The following is a 26,084-nucleotide window of genomic DNA, read 5'->3' on the forward strand; positions in this document are numbered from 1 at the left end:
CGGGGGGATTCCTCTTCAGCGGACGGGGGCGCCGGCGGCGCTCAGCGCGGCCTTGACGTCGGAGATCTTCAACTCCCCGAAGTGGAAGACGCTGGCGGCGAGCACGGCGTCCGCGCCCGCCCGCACCGCGGGGGCGAAGTGCTCGACCGCCCCCGCGCCGCCGCTGGCGATCACCGGGACGGTGACGGCCTCCCGGACGAGGCGCAGCATCTCCAGGTCGAACCCGGCCTTGGTGCCGTCGGCGTCCATCGAGTTCAGCAGGATCTCCCCGACGCCGAGCTCGGCGCCGCGGCGCGCCCACTCGATCGCGTCGATGCCGGTGCCCTCGCGGCCGCCGTGCGTGGTGACCTCGAAGCCGGACGGCGTCCCCTCGGTGCGCCGGGCGTCGACCGACAGGACGACGCACTGCGACCCGAACCGGTGCGCGGCCTCCCGCAGGAACTCCGGCCGCGCGATCGCCGCGGTGTTGATCGAGACCTTGTCGGCGCCCGCGCGCAGCAGCCGGTCGACGTCTTCGACGGTGCGGATGCCGCCGCCGACCGTCAGCGGGATGAACACCTGCTCGGCGGTGCGCCGCACCACGTCGTAGGTCGTGGAGCGGTCGGCGCTGGAGGCGGTGATGTCCAGGAACGTCAGCTCGTCGGCGCCCTCGGCGTCGTAGCGGCGGGCCAGCTCCACGGGGTCGCCCGCGTCCCGAAGGTTCTGGAAGTTGACGCCCTTGACCACGCGCCCGGCGTCGACGTCCAAACACGGGATCACCCGCACGGCGACGGTCACTTCACGGCCTCCAGGGCCTCTTCCAGCGTGAACGCCCCCGCGTAGAGCGCCTTGCCGACGATCGCGCCCTCGACGCCGTCCGGGACGAGCCCGGCCAGCGCCCGAAGGTCCTCCAGCGACGAGACGCCGCCGGAGGCGACGACGGGCTTGTCCGTCCGGGAGCAGACCTCGCGCAGCAGGCCGGTGTTGGGGCCGCGCAGCGTCCCGTCCTTGGTGACGTCGGTGACCACGTACCGGGGGCAGCCGTCGTCCTCCAGCCGCGCGAGGACCTCCCACAGGTCGCCGCCCTCCCGCGTCCACCCGCGCGCGGCCAGCGTCGTGCCCCGCACGTCCAGCCCCACCGCGATCCGGTCGCCGTGCGAGGCGATGATCTTGCGGCACCAGGCGGGGTCCTCCAGCGCGGCGGTGCCGATGTTGACCCGGGCGCACCCGGTGGCCAGGGCCGCCTCCAGCGACGCGTCGTCGCGGATGCCGCCCGACAGCTCCACCTTCACGTCCAGCTTCCCGGTCACCTCGGCGAGCAGCTCCCGGTTGGAGCCGCGCCCGAACGCCGCGTCGAGGTCCACCAGATGGATCCACTCCGCCCCCGCCGCCTGCCAGGCGAGCGCCGCCTCCAGCGGCGCGCCGTAGGAGGTCTCGGTGCCGGCCTCGCCCTGCACCAGCCGGACGGCCCGGCCGTCGGCGACGTCGACCGCGGGAAGAAGCGTCAAAGTCATGCGGAAACCCTATCGATGCAGGTGGGACGGGTGCCTAGGCCAGAGTGGCGAGCCAGTTGCGCAGGAGGTGGGCGCCGGCGTCGCCGGACTTCTCCGGGTGGAACTGGGTGGCGCACAGGGGGCCGTTCTCGACCGCGGCGACGAAGCGGTCGCCGTGCTCGGACCAGGTGACCAGGGGCGCCGGGATGGTGCCGGTCGGGTCGGACTCCAGGTCCCAGCTGCGGGCTGCGTAGGAGTGGACGAAGTAGAAGCGCTCGTCGCGCAGGCCCTCGAAGAGCGCGGAGCCCTCGGGGACGTCCACGGTGTTCCAGCCCATGTGCGGGACGACCGGGGCGTTCAGGCGGTCGACGGTGCCCGGCCACTCGTCGCAGCCCTGGGCGGTGACGCCGTGCTCGATGCCCTTGGAGAACAGGATCTGCATGCCGACGCAGATGCCGAGGACGGGGCGGCCGCCCGCGAGGCGGCGGCCGATGATCTGGTCGCCGCGCACCGAGCGCAGGCCCGCCATGCAGGCGGCGAACGCGCCGACGCCCGGGACGACCAGGCCGTCGGCGTCGAGCGCGGCGTCACGGTCGGCCGTGACGGTCACCTCCGCGCCGGCGCGGGCCACGGCGCGCTCGGCGGAGCGCAGGTTCCCCGAGCCGTAGTCCAGGATGACGATCTTCTTCACGGCCCCGTCGCCCCCGCCCGCCGGATCGCCTTCATGACCACGTCACTCCCCCGGCGACCGCCAGCCCGGCGAGCACCAGCAGGAGCAGCGCGGCGATCTTGAGGCCCTGCTTGACGAAGCTGTACACGCCCGCCAGCAGGAACACCGCGACCGCGAAGATCGCCACGGTGCCGTAGGTGAGGTGCAGGCCGCCGATGTCCACGGTTACAGGGCCCCCTTGGTGGAGGGGATGCCGTGCACCTTCGGGTCGAACGCCACGGCGTCGCGCAGCGCGCGGGCGAGGGCCTTGAACTGCGCCTCGACGATGTGGTGGGCGTTGCGGCCGTAGGGGACGTGGACGTGCAGCGCGACCCGCGCGTTCGACACGAACGACTCGAGGACGTGCCGGGTCATCGTGGTGTCGTACTCGGGGCCGATCATCGGCGCCATGCCGTCCGGCTCCACGTGCACCAGGTAGGGGCGCCCGGAGACGTCCACGGTGACCTGGGCGAGCGCCTCGTCGAGCGGGATGGAGGCGTCGGCGAAACGCCGGATGCCGGACTTGTCGCCCAGCGCCTCGCGGAACGCCGCGCCGAGCGCGATCGCGGTGTCCTCGATGGTGTGGTGGCTGTCGATGTGCAGGTCACCGGTGGTCTTGACGGTCAGGTCGAACGACCCGTGCCTGCCGAGCTGCGCCAGCATGTGGTCGAAGAACCCCACGCCGGTCGCGACGTCGACCTGCCCGGTCCCGTCGAGGTCGATCTCGACGAGGACCTGGGTCTCCCCGGTCCCGCGCTCGACTCGTCCCTTGCGCGTCACAGGCTCTCCTCACTGTTCTCGGTGCCGGCCCCGCGCGCCTGGCGGAGCGCGGCGCGGAAGGCGGCCATCTCCGCCGGGGTGCCGACGCTGACCCGCAGCCACTCGGGCGGGCCCACCTCCCGGATCAGCACGCCGCGTTCCAGTAGGTCCTCCCAGACGCGGCGGCGGTCGGGGAACGTCCCGAACAGGACGAAGTTGGCGTCGGAGTCGGCGACCCGCAGCCCCTCGGCGCGCAGCCACGCGACGACGTCGTCGCGCTCGCGGCGCAGCGCCTCGACGCCGCCGAGCAGCTCCTCGCCGTGGGCGAGGGCGGTGCGCGCGACGGCCTGGGTGACGGCCGACAGGTGGTAGGGCAGCCGGACGAGCAGCAGCGCGCCGATCACGGCGGGGTCGGCGGCCAGGTAGCCGAGCCGGGCCCCGGCCATCGCGAACGCCTTGGACATCGTCCGGGTGACGATCAGCCGCGGGTGGCCGTCCAGCAGCGTCAGCGCGGACGGGGTGCCCGCCCGGCGGAACTCGGCGTAGGCCTCGTCGACGACGACCATGCCGGGCGCGGCGGCGAGGACGGCCTCGATCGCCTCGAGGGGCAGCGCCGTGCCGGTCGGGTTGTTGGGCGAGGTCAGGAACACGACGTCGGGCCGGTGCTCCTCGACGGCCGCGACGGCGCGCTCGGGTTCGAGGCCGAAGTCCTCGTCGCGGAAGGCGTTCACCCAGCGGGTCCCCGACACCCCGGTGATGATCGGGTGCATCGAGTAGGACGGCTCGAAGCCGAGCGCGGTGCGGCCCGCCCCGCCGAACGCCTGCAGGATCTGCTGGATGATCTCGTTGGAGCCGTTGGCGGCCCACACCCGGGCCGCGGTGAGGCCCGCGCCGGGCGTGTCGGCGTTCAGGAACGCGGCGAGCTCCTCGCGGAGCGCCACCGCGTCCCGGTCGGGGTAGCGGTTCAGCGATCCGGCGACGTCCATGACGGCCTCGCCGAGGGCCTTCACGAGCCGCTCGGACGGCGGGTAGGGGTTCTCGTTGGTGTTCAGCGCGTACGGGACGTCCAGCTGGGGCGCGCCGTAGGGCTCGCGGCCGCGCAGGTCGTCCCGCAGCGGCAGGTCGTTGAGCGAGGTCACGAAGGGATCTCCCAGTCGAAGCGGGCCTTGAGGGCGGCGCCGTGGGCGGGCAGGTCCTCGGCCTCGGCGAGCGCGACGACGCGCGCGGTGGCCTCGGCGAGGGCGTCGCGGTCGTACTCGACGACGTGCACGCCGCGCAGGAACGACTGGACCGACAGCCCGGAGGAGTGGCAGGCGCATCCGCCGGTCGGCAGGACGTGGTTGGACCCGGCCAGGTAGTCGCCGAGCGACACCGGCGCGTACCGGCCCACGAAGACCGCCCCGGCGTTGCGGACGCGCGCGGCGACCGCGGCGGCGTCGGCGGTCTGGATCTCCAGGTGCTCGGCGGCGTAGGCGTCCACGACCTTCAGGCCGTCGTCGACGCCGTCGACCAGGACGATGCCGGACTGCCGCCCGGCCAGCGCCTCGGTGATCCGCTCGACGTGCCGGGCGCGGGCGACCTGCGCCTTCAGCTCGGCCTCGACATCCTCGGCGAGCCGCACCGAGTCGGTGACCAGGACGGCGGCCGCGAGCGTGTCGTGCTCGGCCTGGCTGATCAGGTCGGCGGCGACCTCCACCGGGTCGGCGGTGCCGTCGGCCAGGATCGCGATCTCCGTCGGCCCGGCCTCGGCGTCGATGCCGATCACGCCCTTGAGCAGCCGCTTGGCCGCGGCGACGTAGACGTTGCCGGGCCCGGTGACCAGGTCGGCGCGGGGGCACTCCTCGGTGCCGTAGGCGAACATCGCGATGGCCTGCGCGCCGCCCGCGGCGTACACCTCGTCGACGCCGAGCAGCGCGCACGCGGCGAGGATCGAGGGGTGCGGCAGCCCGCCGAAGTCCTTCTGGGCGGGCGAGGTGACGGCGAGGGAGCCGACGCCCGCCTCCTGCGCGGGGACGACGTTCATCACCACGCTGGACGGGTAGACGGCGCGTCCGCCCGGCACGTACAGGCCGACGCGGTCGACCGGGACCCAGCGCTCGGTGACGGTGCCGCCGGGCACGACCTGCGTGGTGACGTCGGTGCGGCGCTGGGCGCGGTGCACGGCCCTGGCGCGGCGGATGCTCTCCTCAAGCGCGTCCCGGACGGCCGGGTCGAGTTCGGCGAGCGCCCGGTGCACGGCGTCGACCGGGACCCGGACGCGCTCCAGCTCGACCCCGTCGAACCGGCTGGTGTGCTCCCGTACCGCCGCCGAACCGCGATGGCGCACGTCCTCGCAGATGGGCCGCACCTTGTCCAGGGCGGCCTCGACGTCGAGTTCGGCGCGGGGCAGCACGGAGCGCAGATCGCCGGGAAGCGAGCCGCGCAGGTCGATACGGGAAATCACCCGTCCAGTCTACGGAGTGCCCTCGGTCCCTCGCGCACCGTCTCACGTCCCGAGACGGAGGTCACGGCGCGATCCTCAAGGCCCCGTCGAGGACGGTCACGGCGGTTCCGGACAGGACCACGCGGTCGCCCCGCAGGACGACCCGGACATACCCTCCGCGCTCAGACGCCTGGAAGCCGAGCAGCTCGCCACGCCCCAGGCGGGCGGCCCAGAAGGGGGCGAGGGCGCAGTGCGCCGAGCCGGTCACCGGGTCCTCCCCGTCGCCTTCCAGCACGCGCGCCCCGAAGAAGCGGGACACGAAGTCGTGCCGCCCGGCCGGATCGGCCGCGGCCGTCACGATCACCCCGCGCCCGTCGATCCGGCCGAGCGCCGCGATGTCCGGGGTGAGGCCGAGGACGGCGGACTCGCCGTCCACCTCGATGAGCCAGTCGTTCTGCGCGTTCCGTCCCGCTCCGGCGATCGCGGCCCCGAGCGCTTCGGCGAGCCCCTCCGGGGCCTCGGCGGGCTCGGCGGGCTGGGCCGGGAAGTCCATGGCCAGCTCGCCCCCGGGGTCCCGGGTGACGGTCAGGACACCGCTCCTGACCGTCTGGAACCGGATCGGACGGTCGGGAGCGACCGCCCCGGCCTCGTAGAGGGCGTGGGCGCTCGCCAGGGTGGCGTGCCCGCACAGCGCGACCTCGACCTTCGGCGTGAACCACCGCAGTTCGAAGTCCGCACCGGGGTGCGCGGACCCGAGCGGCCGGACGAACGCGGTCTCGGAGTGCTTCATCTCCGCCGCGACCCGCTGCATCCACTCCGGCGGGACCGGCCCCTCGAGCAGGCAGACCCCGGCGGGGTTGCCGGAGAAGGGGCGAGTGGTGAAGGCGTCCACGACCAGCATCCTCATGGCATCGGACGCTACAAGGCGCATGTTCGGCGGCGGCAGAGCCAATCCACCGGGAATGGCCCGGCGGCCCGCGGCCCAGGCCCCACATTGCGACAAAGGACCACTTATTAAGATCATCATATGGACGTACCCTTGCGGCGAGGGCGCTTCGGCGGCGCCCAGGAGCGCGGGAGAGAAGATGTGACCGAGCGGCTCGCCCTGTTCCCCCTCGGCACCGTGCTGTTCCCCGGCCTGGTGCTGCCCCTGCACCTGTTCGAGGACCGCTACCGCCGGCTGGTCGGCGACCTCCTCGAACAGCCCGAGCCCCGCGGCTTCGGCGTCGTCGGCATCGAACTCGGCCACGAGGTCGGCGAGGGCGCGGCGCACCGCCTCGCCGAGGTCGGCTGCCTCGCCGAGCTGCGCGAGGTGACGCCGCACCCGGACGGGCGGTACGACATCGTCGCCGTCGGCGCCCGGCGGTTCCGGGTGAAGGAGCTGGACCGGTCCCGGCCCTACCTGCGGGGCGAGGTCGAGTTCCTGCCCGAGGAGCCCGGCGCCGACCCCGAGCCCGCCGCGGCGCGGGTCCGGCGGCTGTTCCGGAGCTACCGGCGGCGCCTCGGCGCGGCCGGCGCGGGCCCGCTGGAGGAGGTCGAGGCGCCGGGCGACCCGGTCGAGCTGTCGTATGCGATCGCGGCGTCGCTCGTCCTGGACGGGCACGAGAAGCAGCGCCTGCTGGAACACGAGGACGCGGCGCTGCGGCTGGAGGCGGAGGGCGAGCTGCTGGCCAGGGAGAACCGCATCCTGGACGTGCTCCCGATGATCCCCGCCGGGCAGTTCCTGGACGGGTCGTTCACGCCGAACTGAGCGATCACGGCAGACTGCCCCCATGAGCACTGCCAAGGCCAAGGGCGGCAAGGGCACCCCCGCGACGATCGCCGCGGCGAAGGCCGGCGTCGACTTCACGCTGCACGCCTACGAGGCGGACCCGAACGCCGAGTCCTACGGGGAGGCCGCCGCCGACGCCCTCGGCGTCCCGCACGACCGGCTCTTCAAGACGCTGCTGGCCGAGGTCGACGGGAACCTCGCCGTCGGCGTCGTCCCGGTGTCGTCGACCCTCGACCTGAAGGCGCTCGCGGCGGCGGCCGGCGGCAAGAAGGCGCGGATGGCCGACCCCCGCGACGCCGAGCGCGCCACCGGGTACGTCGTCGGCGGGATCAGCCCGCTCGGGCAGCGCAGGCGGCTGCCGACCGTGGTCGACGCGTCGGTCTCAGGGCTCGCGACCGTCTACGTCTCGGCCGGCCGGCGCGGACTCCAGATCGAGCTCGTCCCCGCCGACCTCGTCCGCCTCACCGGCGCCCGCGTCGCCGCCATCGCCCGCGGGTAGCCTCCGCACGACCAGTTCCAGCAGCCCGTAGGCGGCGACCGCCGGCAGCGCCCAGAACACCAGCACGCCCCTGGCGCGCAGGTCGGCGACGCCGGTGACGGTGGAGCCGTCGCGCCCGTGCCGGACCGCGTCCTCGAAGTGCCCGAGCCCGATCAGGTGGCCGGTCTGCCAGGCGAGGACGGCCGCCGCGACGCCGCCCACGGCCAGCCCGAGCAGCAGCGCCGAATCGTTGCCCCGCCCGCCGGCCAGGTAGGCGCCGACGCCGCACGCGATCCCGGCGACGAGCGCGATCAGGGCGAAGCGGGCGTCGATGTCGATCGGGCCCTGGCCTTCCGGGTCGGCCAGAAGGGCCTCACCCTGCACGACCACGTACGTCACCTTCGGGACGACCGCCGCCCACAGCAGGCCGGCGAGCGGCCCCAGCAGCGTGACGACGGCGCTGGTGACCGCCCAGACCGCCAAGAGCCTCCCGGTGGGTCGCCGCACCTCGTACGCTCCTAGTTGCAAGTCGTCCGACAGCGAAAGCCTAGCCTGCCCCGGTCAGCCGATCGACTCTCGAAGGGTGTCCGATTCCCGCCCACGGCAGCCCCGATTACTGGGATAATGTGCCCGACATGTCCGGATTCAGCCCTGCGTTCGAACGCCTCGGCGCCGCTCTCGCGGCCGTCGTCCTGCAGCAGCAGGAGACGCTCGCCGAGTTCCTGCCGCGCGAGGACTGGAGCGCCGACCTGACCGCCCGCACCTACACCAGCGGCGGTGTCACGGTCCGCGTCTCGCTGCTCGGCAGCTACGCCGCCCGCGAGCGCACCTGGCTGTGGGGCTGGGCCAACCCCCAGTTCGGCGACGCGCACCCCGCCGTCGCCCCGACCCTGGTCATCCGGGCCATCGGCGAACGGCTCGGCATCACCGAGTTCACCACCCCCGAGGTCGACCTGTCCTGGTACGAGGGCCCGGCCGGGCACGGCGGCGAACTGATCGCGATGGCCGCCGGCGGCGTCCTCGGCGGCTCCGGATACATCGGCGCGGGCTACGACGGCGGCTCCGCCTACCTGCACGTCGACGACCCCCAGGCGCCGCCCGCCCAGTGGGACCCCGTCCCGCTCCCCCGCCTGGTGGCCAACGCCGCCAGCCTCTTCCCCCACGAGCCCCGCCTCACCCTCGCCGGGTTCCTGTCGCACCACCGCGTCCCCTACCGGCAGAGCGACGTCCTCACCGAGGTGTCCCTCCCCGGCGGCGGTAACGCCCGCGCCCACTTCGACGGGCTCGGCCGCTTCGTCGACTGGAAAGCTGAACTTGTTGCGGTTTCTTAGGTTTTCGGGCCTTGGGGGCCTGAAAACCTAAGAAACCGCGTGCGATCGCTGCATCGCTTCGACTCGCCTTGCGGCTCGCTGCGCGATCAGTTTCCTGCTTCGCTCGAAACTGCCTTCGGACGCGATCGCGATTCCCGAGGTCCCGGGATGGCCGGGATGCCGGTCGCGGTCGCTGGGGTGGCGGTTGCGGTCTGTGCGCCGCTGTCGGCGAGGGGCGGATCCCATGACGCCCTGAACGTGGGGTGTGTCAGGGGATCACCGCGCCGTACCCCTTGGCGGGTTGCGGGCGCGGCCTCGTTCAGCGGCGGGACGGCGGCCGGGTCATCCCAGGCAGGATGGGCCCAGGAGTTGTTTCAGGTCGCCCATCAGCGCGGGGGACGGTGCCACGCGGAGCCTGTCGTCCAGGCGGACGACGGTCGTGCGCGGGCCGTTCTGGAGGTGGAGGTGCACCTCGGCGGTGCCGGGATGGGTGATCAGCACCTCCTTGAGGCGGGAGACCGTGGGGGGCGTGCAGCGGCCGAGCGGCATCGTGACCGAGAGCGGGCCGGTCGCGTCGGTGACGCTGAGGTCGGGCTGGACGACCTCCATCGCGATGATCTTCGCGACGTCCTCGCGGCGGTCCAGGCGGCCCTTGACGACGAGGACGGCGTCCTCGGCGAGGAGGGTCGAGCACAGCTGGTAGGACGACGGGAAGCACATCACCTCGATGGAGCCGCCGAGGTCCTCCAGCTGGAACATGGCCCAGGAGTTGCCCTGCTTGGTGACCTTGCGCTGGAGGCCGGAGAGCAGCCCGGCCACGATGACCACCTGGCCGTCGGGGCGCTCGCCCCCGTTCAGGACGGCGATCGTGCAGTCGGCCTCCCGTTCGAGGATGTGCTCGACACCGAGGAGCGGGTGGTCCGACACGTACAGGCCGAGCATCTCCCGCTCGAAGGCGAGAAGGGTGGTCTTGTCCCACTCCTCGGCCTCGGGAATCGCGACGGTGAACGCGTTCTCGCCGCCGTCGTCCTCCAGGGCGCCGAACAGGGAGTCCTGGCCGACGGCCTCCTTGCGCTTGATGTCGATGACCGAGTCGATGGCCTGCTCGTGCACCATCAGCAGCGCCTTGCGCTGGTGGCCGAGCTCGTCGAAGGCGCCCGCCTTGATCAGCGACTCCACCACCCGCTTGTTGCACACCGGCGGGGGGACCTTGCTGAGAAAGTCGTTGAAGTCGGTGTAGGCGCCCTTCTCGCGGCGGGCCGCGACGATCCCGTCCACGACGTTGGTGCCGACGTTGCGGACGGCCGACAGACCGAAGCGGATCTCGGTGTCGCCGAGCGGGGTGAAGTCGGCCTCGGAGGTGTTGACGTCGGGCGGCAGCACCTTCAGGCCCATCCGGCGGCACTCCGACAGGTACAGGGCGCTCTTGTCCTTGTCGTCGCCGACGGAGGTGAGCACGCCCGCCATGTACTCGGCCGGGTAGTTGGCCTTGAGGTAGGCCGTCCAGTAGGAGACGAGGCCGTACGCCGCGGAGTGCGCCTTGTTGAAGGCGTAGTCGGAGAACGGGACGAGGATGTCCCACAGCGTCTTCACGGCCTCCTTGGAGAAGCCGTTGTCGATCATGCCCTGCTCGAAACCGACGAACTGGGCGTCCAGCTCGGCCTTCTTCTTCTTGCCCATGACGCGGCGCAGCAGGTCCGCCTTGCCGAGCGTGTAGCCCGCCACCTTCTGCGCGATCGCCATGACCTGCTCCTGATAGACGATCAGGCCGTAGGTGGTGTCGAGGATCTCCTTGAGCGGCTCGGCCAGCTCCGGGTGGATGGGGGTGATCTCCTGCGCGCCGTTCTTGCGCAGCGCGTAGTTGGTGTGGGAGTTCGCGCCCATCGGACCCGGCCGGTACAGGGCGCCCACGGCGGAGATGTCCTCGAAGTTGTCCGGCTTCATCAGCCGGAGCAGGGAGCGCATGGGGCCGCCGTCGAACTGGAAGACGCCGAGGGTGTCGCCGCGGGCGAGCAACTCGTAGGTCTTCGGGTCGTCCAGCGACAGGGCGAGCAGGTCGACCTCGACGCCCTTGTTCTTCTTGATGCCCTTGAGCGCGTCGTCGATGATCGTCAGGTTGCGCAGGCCGAGGAAGTCCATCTTCAGCAGGCCGAGCGACTCGCAGGTCGGGTAGTCGAACTGCGTGATGATCGCCCCGTCGGCGTCCCGGCGCATGATCGGGATGTGGTCGGTGATCGTCTCGCCGGACATGATGACGCCGGCGGCGTGCACGCCGGTCTGGCGGATCAGCCCCTCCAGGCCCTGCGCCAGGTCCATGATCTGCTTGACGTCGGTCTCTTCCTCGTACAGCTTGCGCAGCTCCCCCGCCTCGCCGTGGCGCGGGTGCTTGTCGTCGAAGATGCCCGACAGCGGGATGTCCTTGCCCATGACGGCGGGCGGGAACGCCTTGGAGATCCGGTCGCCGAGCGCGTACGGGAAGCCGAGGACGCGGCCCGCGTCCTTGATGGCGGCCTTCGCCTTGATGGTGCCGAACGTGGCGATGAAGGAGACCTTGTCGGCGCCCCACTTCTCGGTCGTGTACTTGATGACCTCGGCGCGCCGGTCTTCAGGGAAGTCGATGTCGATGTCGGGCATGGACGCGCGCTCGGGGTTCAGGAACCGCTCGAAGATCAGCCCGTGCGGGATGGGGTCGAGGTCGGTGATGCCCATCGCGTAGGCGATCAGCGAGCCCGCGGCGCTGCCGCGTCCCGGGCCGACCAGGATGCCGTTCTCCTTGGCCCACATGATGAAGTCGGCGACGACGAGGAAGTAGGACGGGTACCCCTTGCCGAGGATGACGCCCATCTCGTACTCGGCCTGCTCCCTGTAGCCGTCCGGGAGGCCGTCGGGGAAGCGGCGCTCCAGGCCCTGCCAGACCTCCTTGCGGAACCAGCTCTCCTCGGTCTCGCCCTCGGGGACGGGGAAGCGGGGGCTGAGGTCGCGGTACTCGAACATCCCGGCGGGGTCGACGCGCTCGGCGATCAGCAGGCTGTTCCTGCAGCCCTCGGCCCAGATGTCGGAGGAGTCGATGGCGCGCATCTCGTCGGCGGTCTTGAGGTAGTAGCCGCTGCCGTCGAACCGGAACCGGTCGGGGTCGGCGAGCTGCTTGCCCACCTGCACGCACAGCAGCGCGTCGTGGGCGGTGGCCTCGGACTCGTGCGTGTAGTGGGAGTCGTTGGTGACGACCGGCGGGATGTTCAGCCGCCTGCTGATCTCGATGAGGCCGTCGCGGACGCGGCGCTCGATGTCGAGGCCGTGGTCCATCAGCTCCAGGAAGTAGTTCTCCTTGCCGAGGATGTCCTGGAAGTTCGCGGCGGCCTTCAGCGCCTCGTCGAACTGGCCGAGCCGCAGCCGGGTCTGGACCTTGCCGGACGGGCAGCCGGTGGTGGCCATCAGGCCCTCGGAGTGCTCGGCGAGCAGCTCCTCGTCCATGCGGGCGTACTTGAAGACGAAGCCCTCGGTGTAGGCGCGGCTGGAGAGCTTGAACAGGTTGTGCAGGCCGGCCCTGTCGCGCGCCCACAGCGTCATGTGGTTGATCAGGCCGCCGCCGGAGACGTCGTCGCGCTTCTGGCTCGGCTCGCCCCAGTGGACCTTCTTCTTGTGGAACCGTGACTCCGGCGCCATGTAGGCCTCGATGCCGATGATCGGGGTGACGCCGGCCGCGGTCGCCTGCCGGTGGAAGTCGTAGGCGCCGTGCATGTTGCCGTGGTCGGTCATCGCGATCGCCGGCATCTTCTGCCGGCCGACCTCCTCGAACATCTGCTTCAACCGGGCGGCTCCGTCGAGCATGGAGTACTCGGTGTGAACGTGCAGGTGAACGAAAGAGTCGGCCATGCGTGCTGCGCCTCCTGCTCGTCGCATGCGACCGCCCACGTGGCGTGGTCGACACGTGGTGGCGGCATCGGTACCGGGGGAAGGACGTCGGGCCGGCGGGCGCCGGAACGACGCGGCTCTGAGAGCCTAACCCGCATCCCTGGTCACTCGCGCCCCGACGCGCCCAATCGCGGGGGACCCCTTCCGGTCGTCTCGAAACCCTGGACGGGGTGTCCGGAGTTTGGCCGCCCGGGCGGCACGGAATACGATCGCGTCCGTGGAACGTCGCCATTTCAGGTTTACGCAGCCGGCTCCGGGTGAGCCGGTCGCCCCCGCGACCTAGCGACGACCCCGGAGCCGGCCGAGGCAGAGTCCCAGGGGACTCTGCCTTTCTGCTGGAGCTGCCTTTTCTGCTGATCAGGCGCGGCCCGGGGCACCTGCTCCCCTCGCCCGGACGGGCCGCACGAGAGGGGACCCGAGATGAACGACCAGATGACCGATCCCGCCGCCGCGGACGCGGGCCGCCCGGTACGCGAGCCGTCCGGCGTGGTGCGGGTCGCGCTGCCGTCGCCCGCCGCCATCACCACGCTCGCCGAGGCCCGCGAGGCGATCGACGGCCTCGACGCCGCCCTCGCGACGCTGCTGGAGCACCGCACCGCGGTCGCCGCCGTCGTCCAGCGGCTCAAGCCGGTCGGCGGCTTCGCCGGCCGCGACCCCGAGCGCGAGCGGCGGATCGTCGAGACCATGGCGGCGCACGCCCCGTCCCTCGGCCCGGACCGGCTCGCCCCCATCGTCAACGCGATCATCGAGGCGGGGCTGGACGCGGCCGAGTCCGGCCGATGAGCGCGCCCGAGTCCGCGCGCGCGACCGGCGAGGAGCTCCCGGGCGAGGCCCCTGGTGACGCGGCCACCCCGGACGACGCCGCCGAGGCCGCCGAGGCCGCCGAGGCCGCCCCGGACGACGTCACCCCGGCCCAGGGCGTTGCAGACGAGGGCACTGGGGACGAGGGCGGTTCGGACGAGGGCGGTTCGGACGAGGGCGGTTCGGACGAGGGGGCGCGGGCGGCGGCGGTCCGCGACGGGCTCAGCGTGGGCATCGCCGTCGGCGTGTCCGGCCTGGCGTTCGGCGCGGCGGCGGTCACGGCGGGGCTCACGGTCGCGCAGGCGTGCGCGCTGAGCCTGCTGGCGTTCACGGGCGCGTCCCAGTTCGCCCTCGCCGGGGTGATCGGCGGGGGCGGCGGGCTGGTCGCCGGGACGCTCGGCGCGGTCCTGCTCGGCGGGCGCAACGCCCTGTACGGGATGCGGCTCGCGGCGACGCTCGGCGTGCGCGGCCGGCGCAGGCTGGTCACCGCGCACGTCGTCATCGACGAGACGGCCGCCGTGGCGACCGCGCAGCGCGGCCGGGACGCCGCCCGCGCCGGGTTCTACACGACGGCGGTCACCCTGTACCTGGCGTGGAACCTCACCACGCTGCTGGGCGCGGTGGGCGCGGCGCGGCTGGGCGACCCCGAGGCCGTGGGCCTGGACGTCCTCGGCCCGGCGGCGTTCCTCGCCCTGCTCTGGCCGCGGCTCACCAGCGGGCGGACGGCGGTCCGCGTCGCCGTCGCGGCGGCGGTGATCGCGGTGGCGGCGACGCCGGTGCTGCCGCCGGGCGTGCCGGTCATGCTGGCCGCCGTCGCCGCGCTGCCCGCCCTGCTTGGCCGGAGGGCGGCGCGGTGAGCGTCTGGATCGCGGTGATCGCCACCGGTCTCGGCTGCTACGCGCTGAAGCTCGGCGGGCTGGTCACCCCGCGCCGGATGCTGGACGACCCGCGGGTGCGCCGGTTCACCGAGCTGGTCCCGGTGGCGCTGCTCACCGCGCTGATCGCCGTCCAGGCGCTCGCCGACGGCCGGACCCTGGAGTTCGACGCCGCGCGGCTGGCGGGCCTGGGCGCCGCCGTGGCCGCGCTCCTGCTGCGCGCGCCGTTCCTGGTGGTGCTGGTCGTCGCGGCCGGTGCCGCGGCGGGGCTGCGCGTGCTCGGCCTCTGAGCTCAGGACTCCGCCGCGACGATCTCCAGGGCGCGGGCCAGGTCGTCCGGGTAGGGGCTCTCGAACTCCACCCATGCGCCCCTGGTGGGGTGCTCGAACCCGAGCCGGAGGGCGTGCAGCCACTGCCGCCTGAGGCCCAGGCGCTCCGCCAGGGTCGGGTCGGCGCCGTAGGCCATGTCGCCCACGCACGGATGCCGGATCGCGGACATGTGGACGCGGATCTGGTGCGTGCGGCCCGTCTCCAGGTCGATGTCGAGCAGCGACGCCGCCCGGAACGCCTCGACGGTGTCGTAGTGCGTGACGGACGGCTTTCCGCCCGCGACGACCGCGAACCGGCCGTCGCCGGAGGGGTGCCGGTCGATGGGCGCGTCGACCGTCCCGCGGAACGGGTCGGGGTGGCCCTGCACGAGCGCCTGGTAGCGCTTGTCGATACGGCGCTCCTTGAACGCGCGCTTGAGCCGCGAGTAGGCGACCTCGCTCTTCGCCACGACCATGGCGCCGGTGGTGTTGGCGTCCAGCCGGTGCACGATCCCCTGACGCTCGGACGCGCCGCTGGTGGCGATCGTGTGCCCGGCCCCGAGCAGCCCGCCGAGGACGGTCGGGCCCGTCCAGCCGGTGGTCGGGTGCGCGGCGACGCCGACCGGCTTGTTCACCACGACGATGTCGTCGTCCTCGAACAGCACGCCCATCCCGGGGACGGGCTCGGCGACCGGGGCGGGCGGCGCGGGCGGCGGCGGGAGCGTGACCTCCAGCCAGGCGCCGGCGTGCAGCCGCTCGGACTTGGTGGCCACGGGCGCACCGTCCAGCGCGACGTCGCCCGCGGCGATGATGTCGGCGGCGCTGCCGCGCGACAGCCCGAACAGCCGTGCCAGCGCGGCGTCGATCCGCTCGCCCTCCAGGCCGTCCGGGACAGGGAGGCTTCGCACGTCGCCCATCACGACTTCTCCTCCGGCGCCGGAACCCCGGCCCCGTCCTCGGGCGCACCGGCGGGCGCGTCCCCGGCGGCGTCGTCCTCCGGGGCGTCGCCCTTGCCGGTGTCGCCCTTCGGGGCGTCGCCCTTGCCGGGGGAGGTGTCCGCTTGGGGGCTCTCGTCCGTGCCCGGAGCCTCGTCCGCGCCGGAGCCCTCGTCCTTGAGGCGCGTCCCGTCCACCTGGAGGCCGCGCGCCGCCAGCAGGACGGCCAGCACGCCGCCGCACACGATCGCGGAGTCGGCCAGGTTGAACACCGGCCAGTGCGGCAGCTGGATCCAGTCGACGACGTGGCCCTTCAGCGGGGCCGGGGCCCGCAGCAGCCGGTCGATGAGGTTGCCGACCGCGCCGCCGAGCAGCAGCCCGAGGCAGACCGCCCACGGCGCGCTGCGCAGGTTCCGGGCGGTCCGCAGGATCGCCACGACCACCCCGCAGGCGATCAGCGTGAACACGATGGTGTAGCCGGTGCCGATCGAGAACGCGGCACCGCTGTTGCGGGTCTCGCGCAGCGTCAGCAGCCCGCCGAGCAGCCGGACCGGCGCGCGGTCCTGCAGCGTCGACACCACGATGATCTTGGACACGATGTCGGCGGCGAGCGCGGCCAGGGCCACGGCGACCAGCACGCCGACGCGGCGCGGCCGGGGAGATCCCGCGGTCTCCCCGGCCTGCCGCTCTGGGTTCGTTGAGTCGCTCAGCGACGTTCCTCGCGTTTTTTGCATGTCACACACAGGGTCGCACGCGGGAAGGCCTGGAGGCGCGCCTTGCCGATCGGCCTGGCGCAGGACTCGCAGATCCCGTACGTGCCGGCGTCCATCCGCTGGACGGCCCGCTCGATCTGGGCGAGCAGGTCCTGTGAATTGTAGGCCAGTGCGAGCTCGTGCTCGCGCTCGTAGGTCTTGGCGCCCGCGTCGGCCTGGTCGTCGCCGGCCCCGTCGCTGGAGTCGCCCTCGGCGATCTGGCTGGCGGAGGCGGCGATCTCGCTGCGCAGCCCCTGGATCTGCTCCTCCAGGCCCGCCCGCACCTCGGCCAGCTCACCCGGCGTCCACTGGTGCTCTCCCTCGCGGACCGGCAGCTCCGCGGCCGCCGTCCTCGCCGGTTCCCGCGCGTCCGGCGCCGCCGCCTCGCCGGTCTTGGCGGCCGGCCCGCCCTTGCCCGGCTTCGCGGGTCCGCGCCCGGCCCCCGGCCTGCCCGGCTTCACGGCGGTGCCCTTCGCGGGGTTCTTGGCGGCGCCCGGCTTGGCCGGCCCCTTTCCGGCCCTGCCCTTTCCTGCGGCGCCCTTTTCGGCAGCGTCCTTCTCAGCCGTCCCCATTTCAGCCGCGCCTTTCCCCGCCGCGCCCGTTCTCGTGCCCGTGCTCGCGGCGGGCGTCCTGGTCTGGGACGGCCGCGCCGCGCCCCGGCTCTTGCTTGCGGCGGGCGTCGCGCCCCTCCTCGCGCCGGCCATGTCGGCCTCCCTCGCGCTGGTCGCCTCGACGGGCAGTGCGGGCAGCATCGGTCCCCTCTCTGGACACGGTAAACAACCTGGGCCGTGTTACCGACCGCTTATGCCCGGTCGCCGAACGCTTGGAAACTCCAGCACGACGTACGAGATCGCAAAGGAACCGTGCCTCCGGGGTGGGAAAGGGGAAGAGCCGGGGTCGGGCGTGCGTTAAAGTCGGGACGAGCAGTCGCATGGCAGGCACTGATGGGGACGCCTGCCGCCGCACGCAGCCATGAGCGACCCGGGGACGGTGCGAGCCCGGGGGCGAGCCCGGCGGTCTGATCACCCCGGAGCCGCCGGAAGAACCGCCCCGCCGAGGGGCTCAGTAGATCCGGCCGCCCAGACTGGAACGAAGCGGGCCGCGCCGTCAGGCACGGTCAAGGAGGGTGGTACCGCGGGGCAGCCGCCTCGTCCCTCCGGTCAACGTGTTCGCGTCGATCCGGAGGTCCGCCATCGTGAGCCGAGGTTTTCGGCCGCTGCCCGCGCAGGTCGATCTGCCCGCCCTGGAGCGGGACATGCTGCGCCGCTGGCAGGAGAACAAGGTCTTCGAGCGGTCGCTGGAGCGCACCGCTTCCGGGACCCCCTGGGTGTTCTACGAGGGGCCCCCGACCGCCAACGGGATGCCCGGCGTCCACCACGTCGAGGCCCGCGTCTTCAAGGACGTCTTCCCGCGCTTCAAGACCATGAAGGGCCACCACGTCCCGCGCAAGGCCGGCTGGGACTGCCACGGCCTGCCCGTCGAGGTCGCCGTCGAGAAGGAGCTCGGCCTCACCGGCAAGAAGGACATCGAGGAGTACGGCGTCGCGGAGTTCAACGCCCGCTGCCGCGAGTCGGTCCTGCGCCACGTGGACGCCTTCGAGGAGATGACCGAGCGGATGGGCTACTGGGTCAACACCGACCAGGCCTACCGCACGATGGACCCCGAGTACGTCGAGGCCGTCTGGTGGTCCCTGAAGCAGGTGTTCGACAAGGGCCTGCTGTTCCGCGACTTCCGCATCACGCCGTACTGCCCGCGCTGCGGGACGGGCCTGTCGGACCACGAGCTGGGCCAGCCCGGCGGGTACGAGACCGTGTCCAGCCCGTCGGTGTTCGTGCGGATGCCCGTCACCTCCGGCCCGCTGGCCGAGATGGGCGCCGCCCTGCTGATCTGGACGACGACCCCCTGGACCCTGGTGTCGAACACAGCGGTGGCCGTCCACCCCGACGTCACGTACGTGGCCGCCCGGCCGCAGGGGTCGGACGAGGTGCTCGTGGTCGCCGAACCCCTGGTCGACCAGGTCCTCGGCGAGGGCGCCGAGCGGCTCGCCACGTTCCAGGGCACCGAGCTTGAGCGGACCCCCTACCGGCGGCCGTTCGACCTGGTCGACATCCCCGACGCGCACTACGTCGTCCTGGGCGACTACGTCACCGTCGAGGACGGCACCGGGCTCGTCCACCAGGCCCCCGCGTTCGGCGGCGACGACATGACCGTCTGCAAGCGCTACGGCATGCCGATCGTCAACCCGATCGGGCCGGACGGGCGGTTCCTGCGCGAGGTGCCCCTGGTCGGCAACAAGTTCTTCAAGGACGCCGACGAGCCGCTCACCGACGACCTACGCGCGCGCGGGCTGCTGTTCCGCGGCGGGCACTTCGACCACAGCTACCCCCACTGCTGGCGCTGCCACACGCCGCTGCTCTACTACGCGCTCCCGGCCTGGTACATCCGCACCACGCAGATCAAGGACCGGCTGCTGGAGGAGAACGAGAAGACCAACTGGTACCCCGAGACCGTCAAGCACGGCCGGTACGGGGAGTGGCTGCGCAACAACGTCGACTGGTCACTGTCCCGCAGCCGCTACTGGGGAACTCCGCTCCCCCTGTGGGTCTGCGGCGAGGACGAGGAGCACGTCACCTGCGTCGGGTCGCTCAAGGAACTGGGCGAGCTGGCGGGCGGCGACCTGTCCGCGCTCGACCCGCACCGCCCGTACGTGGACGACGTCGCGTTCCCCTGCCCGCAGTGCGGGGCGGAGGCGCGCCGCGTCCCGGACGTCATCGACGCCTGGTACGACTCCGGGTCCATGCCGTTCGCGCAGTGGGGCGCCCCCCACCGCAACAACGACGTCTTCGAGGACGCCTACCCGGCCCAGTACATCTGCGAGGCCCAGGACCAGACCCGCGGATGGTTCTACTCGCTCATGGCCGTCGGCACGCTGGTGTTCGACCGGTCGTCCTACGAGAACGTCGTGTGCCTCGGCCTGATCCTCGCCGAGGACGGCCGCAAGATGAGCAAGCACCTCGGCAACGTGCTCCGCCCCATCCCGCTGATGGACCAGCACGGCGCCGACGCGGTGCGCTGGTACATGGCCGCGAGCGGGCTGCCGTGGGCGTCGCGCCGCGTCGGGCACGGCGCCCTTGAGGAGATCGTCCGCAAGGTCCTCCTCACCTACTGGAACACCGCGTCCTTCTTCGTCCTGTACGCGAACGCGGCGCAGGCGCAGGGGCGCGCGTGGACGCCCGACCGGCTGCCCGAGGCCCCCGCCCCCGCCGACCGCCCGCTCCTGGACCGCTGGGCGCTCGCCGAGCTGCACCGCACCGTCCGCGAGGTCGACGCCGCGCTGGAGGAGTTCGACACCGCCCGCGCGGGACGCCGGCTCTCGCAGTTCGTGGACGACCTGTCCAACTGGTACGTGCGGCGCTCCCGGCGGCGCTTCTGGGAGGGTCCGGAGACGCCCGAGGGCTCCGCCGCGTTCGCGACGCTCTACGAGTGCCTGGAGACCCTCACACGGCTGATGGCGCCGATCGTCCCGTTCATCACCGACCACGTCTGGGACGTGATCCGCCCCGAGGACGGCCCCGGGTCGGTGCACCTCGCCGACTGGCCCGCCGTCGACGAGAGCCTCCTCGACGAGGAGCTGACCGAGCGGATGGCGCTCGTCCGCCGGCTGGTCGAGCTCGGCCGGTCCGCGCGGGCCGCCAGCGGCGTGCGGACCCGGCAGCCCCTCGGCCGCGCCCTGGTCGGCGCCCCCGGCTGGTCCGCGCTGCCCGAGCAGCTGCGCGCGCAGATCTCCGAGGAGCTGAACGTACTCGGCTTCGAGGAGCTGTCCTCGATCGGCGGCGACCTGGTCGAGTACGAGGTCAAGCCCAACTTCCGCGAGCTGGGCAAGCGGTACGCCAAGGACACCCCGAAGGTCGCCAAGGCGATCACCTCCGCGGATCCGGCCGCCCTCGTCCGGGCGGTGCGGGCGGGCTCGGCGCAGGTCGAGGCCGACGGCGTCGGCGCGGTGCCGCTCGGCCCGGACGACGTGATCGTCACCGAGCGCCCGCGCAGCGGCTGGGCGGTCGAGAGCGCCGCCGGCGAGACGGTCGCGCTCGACCTCACCGTCACGCCCGAGCTGCGCCGCGCGGGACTGGTGCGGGAGGCCGTCCGGCTCGTCCAGGAGGGCCGCAAGGCGGCCGGGCTGGAGGTCACCGACCGCATCGACCTGTGGTGGGAGGCCACCGGCACCGACCTCGCCGAGGCGCTGCGCGCCCACGGCGACGAGGTCGCCGCCGAGGTGCTCGCCGCCACGGTGGCCGAGGGCCGCCCCGAGGGCCTGACCGCCACCCGCGACGAGGACCTCGGGCTCACGTACTACCTCCGCAAGGCGTGAGCCCCTCCGCCGCGGCCCGCCCCTCCGGGCCCGGCCGCGGCGGAGGCTTTCGCGGTTTTGGCGAAATTTCAGGATGGGGTTCTTCGCGACACATCGCGTTTGCGATGATGGACCCGTGAATCTTCCCGAGCAGCCGTCCGGTTCCGAGCCGCCCGCGCGTCCCTCCTCCGCGAGCATGCGCGCGTCGGACGCCGATCGTGACGAGGTCGCCGACCGCCTGCGCGAGGCCCTGGCCGAGGGGCGCATCACGCCGGAGGAGCACGCCGAGCGCATCGACGCCGTCTACAACGCCAAGACCTACGCCGAACTGGAGCCCGTGCTCAGCGACCTGCCCTCGCAGCACATGCCGCGACCCCGGGTCGACCTGCGCAAGGAGCAGGCACCCGCCCCGCCCTCGCCGCAGTCGCCGCACCTCGTGGCGGTGTTCAGCGGGGCGGAGCGCAAGGGGCGCTGGCTGGTCGAGCCGACCACCACCGTCACCTGCGTGTTCGGCGGCGCGGAGGTGGACTTCCGGCAGGCGGTCCTCAGCAGGAACGAGGTGACCCTCGCGGTGACCTGCGTGTTCGGCGGCGTGAACATCGTGGTGCCGCCGGGTGTGCGGGTCGTCGGCTCCAACTTCGCGATCTTCGGCGGCACCGACCTGCCCGAGGACGACACCACGGATCCGGACGCGCCCGTCATCCGGCTGACCGGGGTGCTGCTGTTCGGCGGCGTCTCGGTCGAGCGCAGGGCCGTGGGCGAGAAGCGCGGCCGCGCCCGGCACCGGGAGCGCCACCAGCTTCACCGTGGACACCAGGAACTGCACGGTGGCCACCAGGAACACCGCGAGCGGCGCGACGCGCGCCGGGACCGCCTCCGCGAGCTGCGCGACGAACGGCACCACGGCCGCTGACCCCGGACGGCTCCGGCCGCCCGGGACTCAGCCGGATACGAGCCTGGCCCGTTCGAGCCTGGCCCGTTCGAGCCTGGCCCGTTCGAGCCTGGCCCGTTCGAGCCTGGCCCGTTCGAGCCTGGCCTGTACGAGCCGGGGCGGGGTCAGTCGCGGGCGTGCTCGCGGTCGGGCTGGCAGACCAGGCAGGGCGTGCAGCCCCGGGCCTTGGCGTCCGCGCGCGACAGCGACTCCAGGTCGTCGGCCTCGTCGCCGATGTCCTCGATGAGGGCGCAGTCGACGCGGTGGTAGCGCTTGGTGCCGCTCAGGATGCGCACCTGCGGGCCGTCGGCGCCGGCCTCGCCCGCCGCGTCGCCTGCGGACGGCTCGGGCTCGCTCTCCCCGGCGAGTTCGGCGCCCGACGGCTCGTGCTCGGGCGCGGGGGCGTCCTCCGCGTCGGAGTCGCCGAACGGTGCGGCGCCGAGGTCGGCGGTGACGTCCGGCGGCGCGGATTCGGTCGCAGCGCCCCGTTCCGCACTACGCCGGGCCTCGGCCTCGGCATCGGCGGGTTCGGCCCTCTCCGGCGCCGTGGAGGCCTCCTCGGCGCCGTCGCCGGAAGCGAACAGGCCCGCGACGGGCATGTCGGTGCGGGTGGGACCGGCCGTGGTCCGCTTCGGGGCGCCGGGGTCCTCGGCGCTCCGGTCGTCGGCTTCGTCGGCGGCCGGCTCGCCGGTCCGCGGAATCTCCGCCGTCATGTCAAAGGCACCGGGCTTGTCGAACGCACCGGGCTCGTCAGAGGCGCCGGGCTCGTCGAAGGCGCCGGGCTTCTCGAAGGCGCCGGGCTTGTCGAACGAGGTGGGGGCGGGCTTGGCGAGGCCCGCGAGGCCGCTCTCGGATCGCTCGGCGCCGGGCTTGCGGGTGGCGGGTGCGGTCCCCGCCGCCTTGCTCGCATCCGACTTGCTCGCATCCGAGGACGCGGGTGCCGACGCCGCCGCGCGCGCCGCGAGTGCGGTGTCGGGCAGGCAGGCGGTGCAGGGGCTGAACCCCTCCTCCTTGGCCTCGGCGTAGGTGAGCTCCTCGGTGTCACGGCCGGCGAGCTGCCGGCAGGTGTCGAGGTGGTAGCGCTTGCGGCCGCGGACGACGAAGACCAGCGTGTCGTCGGGGACGTCGACGGCGGGGGCGGGGATCTCGACCTCGTCGCCGGTGGGGTCGGCCGGGGGCTTGGCCTCCACGGCGCCCTGCGCGTCCTTGGCCGGAGCGGACGCGGCCGGGGCGCTCTCCCGGCGCTTGGCCCGCTTGTCCTTCTTGGCCTTCTGCGCCTTCTTGCTCGGGCGGGCCGGGCCCGGCGACGCACCCGGGCCGAACAGCTCCTTGCGCCGCAGGAACACCCCGATGGCCAGGCACACCGCGGAGACGATGCTGACGGCGATCGAGATGTAGATCACCACCAGGGCGTCCAGGCCGAAGACCTGGGCGCTGTCTCCGTTGCCCGCGACGATTCCCGCTACCAGCAGGGCGATCGCCACCACCACGAGAACGCCACTCAGGATGATCACAGGGTCACTCCCACTCGTTCAGACCGCTAGGCTCCGGGCCGCGCGAAAAAGCCGGCGGCCGGCCCAGGGCACGACCGCCAGGCGCCGCGGGGATGGCGGCGCGCCATCCCCGGCGCGGCGATCGGAACGACACTATCGCCTGAGGCGTCCGTGTCAGCGCCTGTCGTGCGGCGGGTTGTCGCCGCCGGAGTGGAAAGCGCCCGTCGCCGAGTGCTGGACCTGCTGGGCGTGCTCGGGCGCGGGGAACGTGCCCGGCGCCGGCGCGCCGCCGCCGTTGCGGTTCTCGGCGTGCGGCAATGCGTTCTGCGGGCCCGTCGGCGGACCGACCTGGGGCGTGTTCTGCTGCGTCTGCACGGGGGCCGCGCCCGGGACGGCGGCGAACGCGCCGGTCTCGGTGCTGCCCGCCTCCAGGTCGCGCAGCTGGCCTTCCAGGTAGACCTTCAGGCGGCTGCGGTACTCGCGCTCGAAGGCGCGCAGGTTGTCGACCTCGCGCTCGAGCTCCTCGCGCTGCTGCACGAGCGAGCCCATGACCTGGCGGTGCCGCTCCTGGGCGTCGCGGTCGAGGGCCTCGGCGCGGGAGCGGGCCTCGCTGACGATCTGGTCGGCCTGCCGGCGGGCCTTGCCGAGGATCTCCTCGGCCTCGCGGCGGGCGCGGCCGAGCGTCTCGTCGGCCTCGCGCCGGGCGTCGGCGATCGCCTGGTCGGCGGTCTGCTGCGCGAGCGCCAGCACGCGGGCCGCGGTGTCCATGTTGTCCTCGCCGGTGGGAGCCGGGGACATGCCGAGGCCACCGAGGACGGGCTCCGGCTCGGGCTGCGGCAGCGGCTCGGGGCGGGGAGGCTCGGGCATCTTCTGGATGTCCGGCTTGGGCTCAACGATGGGAGCGGCCATGGCGGGAACCTTGCCGCGCAGGCACTCGGCCAGCTTGGCCCGCAGTTCCTCGTTCTCCTGGATGAGGCGGTCGAGCTCGGCCTCGACCTCGTCGAGGAAGGCGTCCACCTCCTCCTCGTCGTACCCCGGCCTCAACCTGGTGGTACTGAACTGCTTGTTCCGCACATCGGCGGGTGTCAGCGGCATGTTCTCGTCTCCTTGGCGCGCTTGGAGTCTGTCCCCGAAGGACGGTATCCGATCGACCTAACCTCCGCCGAATATGGAACCGACGAAGACGATCAAGACCCAGACCACAAGGATGAGGACCGTGAAGCTGAGGTCCAGGGCAACGTTACCCAGCCGGATGGGCGGGATGAAACGCCTGAGGAGTTTCAGCGGCGGATCGGTGACCGTGTAGGTCGCCTCAGCGATCACCAGCACCACCCCGGTCGGCTTCCATTGCCGGGCGAACGACTGCAGCACCTCCAGGACCAGCCTGCCGATCAGGAACAGCAGGAAGAGGTACAGGACACCCTGCAGGACGGATCCAACGATGTTCACGGACACTCTCGCATGCGACTCTCAGCTCTGGTTGAAGAACCCACGTTCTGCCATCCGGGCCTTGTCCTCCGCCGTCACCTCGACGTTGACGGGCGACAGCAGGAACACCTTGTTGGTAACACGCTCGATGCTGCCGTGCAGCCCGAACACGAGACCCGCCGCGAAGTCGACCAGGCGCTTGGCGTCGCTGTCGACCATCTCGGTCAGATTCATGATCACCGGCGTGCCCTCCCGGAAGTGCTCCCCGATCGTCCTGGCCTCGTTGTAGGTCCTCGGATGCAGCGTAGTGATACGCGCAAGGTCGGTGGTACCGGACTCGTAGAGCGCCACGGACCGTCGCTCGATGGTCGACGTGGAGTGATGGTCGCGATCGCGGTCCGACGCCTCTTCGGCTCGGGTAAGCTGACCGCCGGATTCGTCATCGCGACGGCGGCCCTGCCCGGTGTCGGTCTCCTCGTCGTAGACCTCGTACTCGTCGTATTCGCCGTACTTGTCGTCGTAGCGGTCGTCCTCCACAAGGCCGAGGTAGACCGCCATCTTGCGCATCGCGCTGGCCATACGTCCCTCCGTGTCCTGTGGCTTCGGCGCCGGGCGCGTCCGGCCCCGCCGTTGGACTGATCCGTCGTGGCCTCCCATGTTCAGGCAGGTACCACTCGGGGGACATTACCTGACGATTGCCCGTCGGCCGCCGAGCAACGCCGTACCGATCCGCAGGTGTGTCGCGCCGCACGCGATCGCCTGCTCCAGATCGCCGCTCATACCCGCACTGACGATCCGCGCTTCCGGATGGTTCCGCCTTGTTTGCGCCGCCGTCTCCGCGAGCCGGGCGAAGGCGGGCAGCGGGTCCGCGCCGAGGGGCGCGACGGCCATCACGCCGCCGAACTCCAGGCCGGGGGCGGCGGCGATCTCGTCCGCGAGTCCGGGGACGTCGCCGGGCACGGCCCCGCCCCTCTCCCCCACCTCGCCCGCCTTCCCCGCCTCGTCCAGGGAGACCTGCACGAGGCAGCGGAGCGTGCGGCCGGCGCGGGCGGCGCCCTCCGCGAGGGCCGTGACCAGTCGCGGACGGTCCACGGAGTGCACGACGTCGGCGTAGCCCGCCACGGCGCGCGCCTTGTTGGTCTGGAGCCGTCCGACGAAATGCCAGGTGAGCGGAAGGTCGGCGCAGTCGGCGGCCTTCGGGCGGGCCTCCTGGTCGCGGTTCTCCCCGACCTCGGTGACGCCCAGCCCGGCCAGCAGCCGCACGTCGGACGCGGGGAACGTCTTGGTCACCGCGATCAGCGTGATCTCGTCCTCGGTCCGGCCGGCGGCCGCGCACGCGGCGGCGATGCGCGCCCGGACGGCGGCCAGGCCCTCGGCGAT

General features: G+C 72.8%; 27 protein-coding genes. 8 read left to right on the forward strand and 19 right to left on the reverse strand.

Annotated features, from left to right (window positions below):
- Positions 1–15: 15 nt before the first annotated feature.
- From hisF to CHC11_RS14750, 8 genes are all read right to left on the reverse strand, one after another.
- Complete coding sequence (gene hisF, locus CHC11_RS14720; protein ID WP_089312277.1) at positions 16–777, reverse strand: imidazole glycerol phosphate synthase subunit HisF; 762 nt, start codon at positions 775–777, stop codon at positions 16–18.
- Entirely contained in the window at positions 774–1,493 is a 720-nt protein-coding gene (priA, locus tag CHC11_RS14725) for a bifunctional 1-(5-phosphoribosyl)-5-((5-phosphoribosylamino)methylideneamino)imidazole-4-carboxamide isomerase/phosphoribosylanthranilate isomerase PriA (RefSeq protein ID WP_089312278.1), read from the reverse strand. Before priA ends, hisF begins: the two co-directional genes overlap by 4 nt.
- Before the next feature lie 34 nt (positions 1,494–1,527).
- On the reverse strand, positions 1,528–2,163 hold the full coding sequence (gene hisH, locus CHC11_RS14730; protein ID WP_218826099.1) for an imidazole glycerol phosphate synthase subunit HisH: 636 nt from the start codon (positions 2,161–2,163) through the stop codon (positions 1,528–1,530).
- A gap of 31 nt (positions 2,164–2,194) precedes the next feature.
- Complete coding sequence (locus CHC11_RS41315; protein WP_179278855.1) at positions 2,195–2,365, reverse strand: hypothetical protein; 171 nt, start codon at positions 2,363–2,365, stop codon at positions 2,195–2,197.
- 2 nt (positions 2,366–2,367) lie between these two features.
- Positions 2,368–2,961 carry an imidazoleglycerol-phosphate dehydratase HisB gene (gene hisB, locus CHC11_RS14735; RefSeq protein WP_089312279.1) on the reverse strand — a complete coding sequence of 198 codons (594 nt, stop codon included), beginning with the start codon at positions 2,959–2,961 and terminating at the stop codon, positions 2,368–2,370.
- On the reverse strand, positions 2,958–4,079 hold the full coding sequence (locus CHC11_RS14740; RefSeq protein WP_089312280.1) for a histidinol-phosphate transaminase: 1,122 nt from the start codon (positions 4,077–4,079) through the stop codon (positions 2,958–2,960). The genes hisB and CHC11_RS14740 overlap by 4 nt, the downstream gene beginning before the upstream one ends.
- The gene (gene hisD / locus CHC11_RS14745) at positions 4,076–5,383 is read right to left on the reverse strand and encodes a histidinol dehydrogenase (protein WP_089312281.1); all 1,308 of its coding nucleotides are present in this window, start codon (positions 5,381–5,383) and stop codon (positions 4,076–4,078) included. Before hisD ends, CHC11_RS14740 begins: the two co-directional genes overlap by 4 nt.
- A gap of 61 nt (positions 5,384–5,444) precedes the next feature.
- On the reverse strand, positions 5,445–6,269 hold the full coding sequence (locus CHC11_RS14750; RefSeq protein ID WP_089312282.1) for a PhzF family phenazine biosynthesis protein: 825 nt from the start codon (positions 6,267–6,269) through the stop codon (positions 5,445–5,447).
- 120 nt (positions 6,270–6,389) lie between these two features.
- On the opposite strand from CHC11_RS14750, the gene CHC11_RS14755 reads away from it, so the two are divergent.
- Positions 6,390–7,112, forward strand: a complete 723-nt coding sequence (locus tag CHC11_RS14755; RefSeq protein WP_425427312.1) for an LON peptidase substrate-binding domain-containing protein — start codon at positions 6,390–6,392, stop codon at positions 7,110–7,112.
- 22 nt (positions 7,113–7,134) lie between these two features.
- Positions 7,135–7,632 (forward strand): Cys-tRNA(Pro) deacylase, encoded by a 498-nt coding sequence (gene ybaK, locus CHC11_RS14760; RefSeq protein WP_089312284.1) that lies wholly within the window; start codon positions 7,135–7,137, stop codon positions 7,630–7,632.
- On the opposite strand, the gene CHC11_RS40320 is transcribed toward ybaK, so the two are convergent.
- Entirely contained in the window at positions 7,516–8,118 is a 603-nt protein-coding gene (locus CHC11_RS40320; RefSeq protein ID WP_245919224.1) for a hypothetical protein, read from the reverse strand. The genes ybaK and CHC11_RS40320 overlap by 117 nt on opposite strands.
- Positions 8,119–8,246: 128 nt before the next feature.
- On the opposite strand from CHC11_RS40320, the gene CHC11_RS14765 reads away from it, so the two are divergent.
- Entirely contained in the window at positions 8,247–8,942 is a 696-nt protein-coding gene (locus tag CHC11_RS14765) for a DUF6882 domain-containing protein (protein ID WP_089312285.1), read from the forward strand.
- Between the two features lie 321 nt (positions 8,943–9,263).
- Here the strand turns inward: CHC11_RS14765 and dnaE are convergent, their stop codons facing one another.
- Positions 9,264–12,794, reverse strand: coding sequence for a DNA polymerase III subunit alpha (gene dnaE, locus CHC11_RS14770; protein WP_089312286.1), 3,531 nt, complete (start codon positions 12,792–12,794; stop codon positions 9,264–9,266).
- 459 nt (positions 12,795–13,253) lie between these two features.
- Here dnaE and CHC11_RS14775 point away from each other — a divergent pair, with 459 nt between their 5' ends.
- Genes CHC11_RS14775 through CHC11_RS14785 form a run of 3 tightly spaced genes read left to right on the forward strand, consistent with a single transcriptional unit; the run spans position 13,254 to position 14,799 of the window.
- Positions 13,254–13,616, forward strand: a complete 363-nt coding sequence (locus tag CHC11_RS14775) for a chorismate mutase (RefSeq protein WP_089312287.1) — start codon at positions 13,254–13,256, stop codon at positions 13,614–13,616.
- Positions 13,613–14,491: an AzlC family ABC transporter permease gene (locus CHC11_RS14780; protein ID WP_089312288.1), complete on the forward strand. Its 879-nt coding sequence runs from the start codon at positions 13,613–13,615 to the stop codon at positions 14,489–14,491. Before CHC11_RS14775 ends, CHC11_RS14780 begins: the two co-directional genes overlap by 4 nt.
- Positions 14,488–14,799 (forward strand): AzlD domain-containing protein, encoded by a 312-nt coding sequence (locus CHC11_RS14785; protein WP_089312289.1) that lies wholly within the window; start codon positions 14,488–14,490, stop codon positions 14,797–14,799. Before CHC11_RS14780 ends, CHC11_RS14785 begins: the two co-directional genes overlap by 4 nt.
- Positions 14,800–14,801: 2 nt before the next feature.
- Here the strand turns inward: CHC11_RS14785 and CHC11_RS14790 are convergent, their stop codons facing one another.
- Genes CHC11_RS14790 through CHC11_RS42655 form a run of 3 tightly spaced genes read right to left on the reverse strand, consistent with a single transcriptional unit; the run spans position 14,802 to position 16,839 of the window.
- A complete protein-coding gene (locus CHC11_RS14790; RefSeq protein ID WP_089312290.1) occupies positions 14,802–15,734 on the reverse strand; it encodes an RluA family pseudouridine synthase in 933 nt (310 codons plus the stop codon).
- The gene (lspA, locus tag CHC11_RS14795) at positions 15,734–16,486 is read right to left on the reverse strand and encodes a signal peptidase II (RefSeq protein WP_089312291.1); all 753 of its coding nucleotides are present in this window, start codon (positions 16,484–16,486) and stop codon (positions 15,734–15,736) included. Before lspA ends, CHC11_RS14790 begins: the two co-directional genes overlap by 1 nt.
- The gene (locus tag CHC11_RS42655) at positions 16,459–16,839 is read right to left on the reverse strand and encodes a TraR/DksA family transcriptional regulator (protein ID WP_245919293.1); all 381 of its coding nucleotides are present in this window, start codon (positions 16,837–16,839) and stop codon (positions 16,459–16,461) included. Before CHC11_RS42655 ends, lspA begins: the two co-directional genes overlap by 28 nt.
- 860 nt (positions 16,840–17,699) lie before the next feature.
- Here CHC11_RS42655 and ileS point away from each other — a divergent pair.
- Positions 17,700–20,873 (forward strand): isoleucine--tRNA ligase, encoded by a 3,174-nt coding sequence (gene ileS / locus CHC11_RS14805; RefSeq protein ID WP_089312592.1) that lies wholly within the window; start codon positions 17,700–17,702, stop codon positions 20,871–20,873.
- Positions 20,874–20,988: 115 nt separating this feature from the next.
- Positions 20,989–21,765 carry a DUF1707 SHOCT-like domain-containing protein gene (locus CHC11_RS14810; protein ID WP_342749984.1) on the forward strand — a complete coding sequence of 259 codons (777 nt, stop codon included), beginning with the start codon at positions 20,989–20,991 and terminating at the stop codon, positions 21,763–21,765.
- Positions 21,766–21,792: 27 nt separating this feature from the next.
- Here CHC11_RS14810 and CHC11_RS43875 read toward each other — a convergent pair whose 3' ends face one another.
- The 6 genes from CHC11_RS43875 to CHC11_RS14840 all read right to left on the reverse strand — a co-directional run bounded on the left by CHC11_RS43875 (position 21,793) and on the right by CHC11_RS14840 (position 26,084).
- On the reverse strand, positions 21,793–21,960 hold the full coding sequence (locus CHC11_RS43875; RefSeq protein ID WP_425427325.1) for a pentapeptide repeat-containing protein: 168 nt from the start codon (positions 21,958–21,960) through the stop codon (positions 21,793–21,795).
- Positions 21,909–23,297, reverse strand: coding sequence for a hypothetical protein (locus CHC11_RS42660; protein WP_089312292.1), 1,389 nt, complete (start codon positions 23,295–23,297; stop codon positions 21,909–21,911). Before CHC11_RS42660 ends, CHC11_RS43875 begins: the two co-directional genes overlap by 52 nt.
- Before the next feature lie 153 nt (positions 23,298–23,450).
- Positions 23,451–24,371 (reverse strand): DivIVA domain-containing protein, encoded by a 921-nt coding sequence (locus CHC11_RS14825; RefSeq protein WP_089312293.1) that lies wholly within the window; start codon positions 24,369–24,371, stop codon positions 23,451–23,453.
- Between the two features lie 57 nt (positions 24,372–24,428).
- The gene (locus CHC11_RS14830) at positions 24,429–24,725 is read right to left on the reverse strand and encodes a YggT family protein (RefSeq protein ID WP_089312594.1); all 297 of its coding nucleotides are present in this window, start codon (positions 24,723–24,725) and stop codon (positions 24,429–24,431) included.
- A gap of 21 nt (positions 24,726–24,746) precedes the next feature.
- Positions 24,747–25,283, reverse strand: coding sequence for a cell division protein SepF (locus CHC11_RS14835; RefSeq protein ID WP_089312294.1), 537 nt, complete (start codon positions 25,281–25,283; stop codon positions 24,747–24,749).
- 105 nt (positions 25,284–25,388) lie between these two features.
- Complete coding sequence (locus CHC11_RS14840) at positions 25,389–26,084, reverse strand: YggS family pyridoxal phosphate-dependent enzyme (RefSeq protein WP_245919294.1); 696 nt, start codon at positions 26,082–26,084, stop codon at positions 25,389–25,391.

The sequence above is a fragment of the Actinomadura mexicana genome (genome assembly GCF_900188105.1).
GTDB lineage: Bacteria > Actinomycetota > Actinomycetes > Streptosporangiales > Streptosporangiaceae > Spirillospora > Spirillospora mexicana.